The sequence below is a fragment of the Terrabacter sp. P5_B1 genome, from assembly GCF_056400505.1.
This window is the reverse complement of record NZ_JBFULD010000277.1, coordinates 1-5687: the sequence shown is the minus strand read 5'-3', so window position 1 is coordinate 5687 and position 5687 is coordinate 1. Positions and strand designations below refer to the sequence as shown.

5 protein-coding genes are annotated in these 5687 nt (G+C 70.9%); all 5 read left to right on the top strand.

Features of this window, described 5'->3' with window-relative positions:
• The coding region (locus AC1DP0_RS17085; protein ID WP_478086595.1) for a UDP-N-acetylmuramoyl-tripeptide--D-alanyl-D-alanine ligase at window positions 1–1183 on the top strand (1183 nt) is incomplete at its 5' end.
• Window positions 1180–2265 carry a phospho-N-acetylmuramoyl-pentapeptide-transferase gene (gene mraY, locus AC1DP0_RS17080; RefSeq protein WP_478086593.1) on the top strand — a complete coding sequence of 362 codons (1086 nt, stop codon included), beginning with the start codon at window positions 1180–1182 and terminating at the stop codon, window positions 2263–2265. The genes AC1DP0_RS17085 and mraY, both read left to right, overlap by 4 nt.
• Window positions 2262–3752 (top strand): UDP-N-acetylmuramoyl-L-alanine--D-glutamate ligase, encoded by a 1491-nt coding sequence (gene murD, locus AC1DP0_RS17075; RefSeq protein WP_478086589.1) that lies wholly within the window; start codon window positions 2262–2264, stop codon window positions 3750–3752. Before mraY ends, murD begins: the two co-directional genes overlap by 4 nt.
• Window positions 3749–5038, top strand: coding sequence for a putative lipid II flippase FtsW (gene ftsW / locus AC1DP0_RS17070; protein ID WP_478086587.1), 1290 nt, complete (start codon window positions 3749–3751; stop codon window positions 5036–5038). The genes murD and ftsW overlap by 4 nt, the downstream gene beginning before the upstream one ends.
• Window positions 5035–5687, top strand: a 653-nt coding sequence (locus AC1DP0_RS17065) for a UDP-N-acetylglucosamine--N-acetylmuramyl-(pentapeptide) pyrophosphoryl-undecaprenol N-acetylglucosamine transferase (RefSeq protein ID WP_478086583.1), incomplete at its 3' end; no start/stop codon positions are given. The genes ftsW and AC1DP0_RS17065, both read left to right, overlap by 4 nt.

Below are 5687 nucleotides of genomic sequence, written 5' to 3'. Positions count from 1 at the left end.
GTGCGTGCTCGTCGACGACGTCCAGACCGCCTTCGGTGGGGTCGCGAGAGCCGTGGTCGACCGGGCCCCCGAGCTTCGCATCGTGGGCGTCACCGGATCGTCGGGCAAGACGAGCGTCAAGGACCTCCTCGCGTCCGTGCTGTCGTCGGTCGCCGAGACGGTCGCGCCCGTCAACTCGCTCAACGGCGAGATCGGGGTGCCACTCACCGTCTGCCGCGTCACCCCGACGACCCGGTTCCTCGTCGCCGAGATGGGCGCCCGCGGCATCGGCCACATCGACTACCTGACGCGCATCGCACCTCCCCAGGTCGCCATCGTGCTCAACGTCGGCAGCGCCCACGTCGGCGAGTTCGGCTCCCGCGAGAACATCGCCCGCGCCAAGTCCGAGCTGCCCCGCGCCGTCCCGGCCGAGGGCCTGTCCATCCTCAACGCCGACGACCCCGTCGTCGCCGCCATGGCCCCGGGTCTCGCCTCCAGGGTGCAGCTCTTCGGGCTCGCCCCCGAGGCGGACGTGCGTGCCGAGGACGTCTCCCTCGACGAGCGCGGCAGGGCCGCATACACCCTCGTGTGCCCGCAAGGGACGGCGCGAGTCTCGCTGCAGCAGAGCGGTGCCCACCAGGTCGGCAACTCGCTCGCCGTCGCGGCTGCCTCGCTCGAGCTCGGTCTGTCGCTCGACCAGGTGGTCGCGGGTCTGAAGGCAGCGGTGGCGGTGAGCCGCTGGCGCATGGAGATCACCGACCGCCCCGACGGGGTGGTCGTCGTCAACGACGCCTACAACGCGAACCCCGAGTCCATGCGTGCAGCGCTGGACGCCGTCGCCGCGATGCACGTGGTGGGGGAGCGCTGGGCGGTCCTCGGCTCCATGCTCGAGCTCGGCCCCGACGGCGACGCCGAGCAMGCGGCCGTCGGGTCGTATGCCGCGTCGCTCGGCTTCGACCACGTCGTGGCCGTCGGCGACGGCGCCAGGCCGCTCGCCGACGCGTTCCCCGGCTCGCACTGGGTGCCAGACACCGATGCGGCCCACGACCTGCTCGCCCCGCGACTGCGCGCGGGCGACGTCGTCCTGCTCAAGTCGAGCCGGGACAGCGGGCTGCGCTGGCTCGGCGACCGGCTCGCCTCCGAGGGCGGCGATCTCGCGTCGACACCGGTCGCCGCCACCACCGGAGAGGCGGCCGCTCGGTGAAGGGCGTCCTGCTGGCAGCGTCGTTCTCGCTGCTCATCTCGTTGTTCGGCACGCCGCTGTTCATCAAGTTCCTCGTCAAGCGCGGCTACGGCCAGTTCATCCGCGACGACGGGCCGACCTCGCACCACACGAAGCGCGGCACGCCGACGATGGGCGGCGCCATCATCCTCGCGGCGATGCTGGGCGCGTACTTCTTCTCGCACCTGTTCACGCTCAACCCGCCGACCGCGAGCGGGCTCCTCGTGCTCTTCCTCGCCGCTGGCCTGGGCTTCGTCGGCTTCCTCGACGACTTCATCAAGATCAGCAAGCAACGCAGCCTCGGGCTCCGGTCGAAGCAGAAGCTCGTCGGCCAGGCCCTCGTCGGCATCATCTTCGCCGGGCTCGCCCTCCAGTTCCCGAACGAGCAGTACCGCACGCCCGCCTCGCTGCTCGTGTCGTTCGTGCGCGACACGAACATCAGCCTGGCCCTCGGGGGCAGCACCGTCGTCGGGGTGATCCTCTTCGTCATCTTCGCCAACGTCATGATCGCCGGCGCGTCCAACGGCGTGAACCTCACCGACGGCCTCGACGGGCTCGCGACGGGCGTCTCGACGATGGTCTTCGGCGCCTACGTCCTCATCAGCATCTGGACGTACAACCAGAACTGCCAGACCAACCCGGGGATCAAGTGCTACGAGGTGCGAGACTCGCACGACCTCGCGCTGGTCGCCGCCGCCGGCATGGGTGCCTGCTTCGGGTTCCTCTGGTGGAACGCCACGCCGGCCAAGATCTTCATGGGCGACACCGGCTCCCTCGCCCTCGGCGGCGCGCTGGCGGGTCTGGCCATCACGACCCACACCGAGCTCCTCCTCGTCATCCTCGGCGGGATGTTCGTCCTCGAGACGCTGTCGGTCGTCGCGCAGGTCGCGTCGTTCAAGACCACCGGTAGACGGGTGCTGAGGATGGCGCCGCTGCACCACCACTTCGAGATGGTGGGGTGGAACGAGGTGACGGTCGTGGTCCGCTTCTGGATCATCGCCGGACTCTTCGCCGCCTTCGGCCTCGGCGTCTTCTACGCTGAATGGGTGGTGGGTTCCCAATGAGCTTCGACCCGCTCTACGAGCCCCGCGAGGGGCTGACCCACCGCGACGCCGACTGGTCGGGCCTCCACGTCCTCGTCGTCGGCCTCGGCGTGTCCGGCTTCGCGGCCGCCGACGCCCTGGCCGACCGCGGCGCGCACGTCGTCGCGGTCTCCCGCGACGAGACCGAGGCGATCCGCGAGCGAGCGGCGATCCTCGGGATCCTCGACGTCGACGTCCGTCTCGGCCCGGAGCACGTGGTCGAGCCGCCGTCGGGGACCGAGCTCGTCGTCACCTCTCCCGGGGTGCCGCCGCACGACCCGCTCATGCTCGCAGCGGCGTCGGCCGGCATACCCGTGTGGGGAGAGGTCGAGCTCGCCTGGCGCATGCGCGCCCGCGAGGGCGCGGCCCCGTGGCTCACCGTCACCGGCACGAACGGCAAGACGACGACCGTCAACATGCTCGCCTCGATCCTGCGCCACGCGGGACTCCGGGCCACGTCGGCGGGCAACGTCGGCACACCCCTCCTCGAGGCCGTGCTCCACCCCGAGCCCTACGACGTCCTCGCCGTCGAGCTCTCGAGCTTCCAGCTGTACTGGCAGCGGTCCATCTCGGCCGTCGCCTCCGCGGTCCTCAACGTCGCCCCGGACCATCTCGACTGGCACGGCAGCTACGCCGAGTACCTCAGGACCAAGGGCAAGATCTACGAGAACACCCACCTGGCCTGYGTCTACAACGTCGATGACATCCAGACCGAGCAGCTCGTCATGGAGGCCAATGTCGTCGAGGGCTGCCGGGCCATCGGGTTCACGACCGGCATCCCGGCGCCGTCGATGGTCGGCGTCGTCGAGGACGTGCTCGCCGACCGCGCGTTCATCGAGCAGCGCCAGCGCTCGGCTGCCGAGCTGTGCACCCTGGCCGACCTGCGGGGGGACGCGCCGTCGGTGGCGCCGCACTACGTCGCCAACGCGCTGGCGGCTGCGGCCCTGGCCCGTGCGTACGGCGTCGGGCCCCTCGCGGTCCGGGACGGCTTGCGCGCCTTCCGTCCGGACCGGCACCGCATCGCCGAGATCGCGACGGTCAAGGGTGTCCGGTTCGTCAACGACTCCAAGGCCACCAACCCGCACGCAGCCGCAGCGGCGATCCGCTCCTTCGACTCGGTCGTGTGGGTCGCTGGAGGCCTGCTCAAGGGCGCCGACGTCGACAGCCTCGTCGAGGAGATGGCCTCACGTCTGCGCGGCGTCGTCCTCATCGGGGCCGACCGCGACCAGATCGCCCAGGCCCTTTCCCGACACGCGCCGGATGTCCCCGTCGTGGACCTGTCCGAGACGGACACTGGAGTCATGGACCGAGTCGTCAGGGAGGCTGCGCGTCTCGCCCAGCCGGGCGACGTCGTGCTGCTGGCGCCTGCTGCCGCGTCCATGGACATGTTCACGAACTACGGAGCACGCGGAGACGCCTTCGAGGAGGCGGTCCGGCGGCATCTGGAGGCACACGGGGGGCTGGAGTGAGCGCGACGACCGCTGAGGACAAGGCGGGGACGTCCGGCACCTCGGGCACCCGGGCGGGGTCCCGGTCCCTTCCCGTCATCGGCAAGCTCGAGTCGCCGCTGACGACGTACTACCTCATCCTCGGGGCCACCTCGACGCTCGTCGTCTTCGGCCTGATCATGGTGTTCTCGGCCTCCAGCGTCGAGGCGCTCCTCGCCGACGAGGCCTCCTACACGGTCTTCCTCCGCCAACTCCTCTTCGCGGTCGTCGGCGCGGTCGCGGCCGGATTCGCCAGCCGCCTCGACGTGCGGTGGTGGAAGCGCCTCGCCTTCCCGGTCATCGCCGTGTCGATCCTGCTCCTCGCGGCAGTCATCCCGTTCGGGCGCAGCGTCAACGGCAACCAGAACTGGCTCGCGATCGGGCCGGTCCAGTTCCAGCCGTCGGAGTTCGCGAAGCTGGGCCTCATCCTGGTCGGGGCGGCGATCTTCGCCAACCGGTCGGCACGCATCACGAGTCTCGTGCACGTCGTCGTGCCCTTCCTGGTGCCCTTCTGCCTCCTCGTCATCGGCCTCATCCTCGCTGGGAAGGACCTCGGCACGGCGATGGTCGTGATCGTCGTCGTCGCAGCGGTCCTGCTGGTGGCCGGGGCTCCCATGCGCATCTTCGCGGCGGGCGGCGCTCTGGCCGCCATCGGGGTCGGACTGCTCGTGACGGGCAGCAGCAACCGCACGAGCCGCATCACCGACTTCCTCGACCCGACGTGCAACACCAACCCCGACGGGTGGTGCGGGCAGTCGGTGCACGGCCTCTACGCGCTGGCCGACGGTGGCTGGTGGGGCGTGGGACTCGGCGCGTCCAAGGAGAAGTGGGCCTGGCTCTCCGAGGCCCACAACGACTTCATCTTCGCCATCATCGGTGAGGAGCTCGGGTTGCCCGGCACCCTGATGATCCTCGTCCTCTTCGGCATCCTGGCGTGGGCGTGCTTCCGGCTCGTCAGCCGCACCCAGGATCGCTTCGTCCGTGTCGCCGCAGCCGGCATCATGACGTGGCTGCTCGGACAGGCCATCATCAACATCGGCGCGGTCATCGGTCTCTTCCCCGTCATCGGGGTCCCGCTGCCGCTCGTCTCGGCCGGAGGCTCGTCGCTCGTCACGACGTTGGTGGCCCTTGGCATCCTGTTGTCCTTCGCGCGCAACGAACCCGGCTGCAAGGCGCTGCTCGACGCGCGTCCGAACCTCGTCCGTCGTTCCCTCGCGGTGCTCCCGTCCCGCGTCCGATCCGTCCCGCAACGTCGTAGAAGCCGGTGATCCCGCTGTCCTCGCCCACCTCCGTCCTGCTCGCCGGGGGAGGCAGTGCCGGTCATGTGTCCCCGCTGCTGGCCCTCGCCGACGCCCTGCGTCGACGCCACCCCGACCTGCGGGTGACGGCGCTCGGCACGCAGGAGGGTCTGGAGGCGCGCCTCGTGCCGGCGCGTGGCTATGACCTGAGGTTCGTGCCGAAGGTGCCCCTCCCTCGGCGCCCGAGCGTCGACCTGCTCCGTCTGCCCGGTCGGCTCAAAGCCGCTGTCGACGCCGCCGGCGCCGCCATCGACGAGTCGGGCGCCGAGGTCGTGGTCGGCTTCGGTGGCTACGTCAGCACGCCCGCGTACCTCGCTGCGCGGCGCCGGCGCGTACCGATCGTCATCCACGAGCAGAACACCACGGCCGGCATCGCCAACCGCCTCGGGGCCCGCTGGGCCGCCGCGGTCGCGACGACGTTCGCGAGCACCTCGCTGCGAGGCGCTCAGCGCATCGGGATGCCGCTGCGGCACGAGGTCGCGACGCTCGACCGGGCCGCCCGCCGCGATGAAGCGCTCGCGCACTTCGGGCTCGAGCCGTCGTGGCCGACGCTGCTCGTCACCGGCGGCTCCCTCGGAGCGCAGCGCCTCAACGACACCCTGCGAGCGCGCGTCGAGGC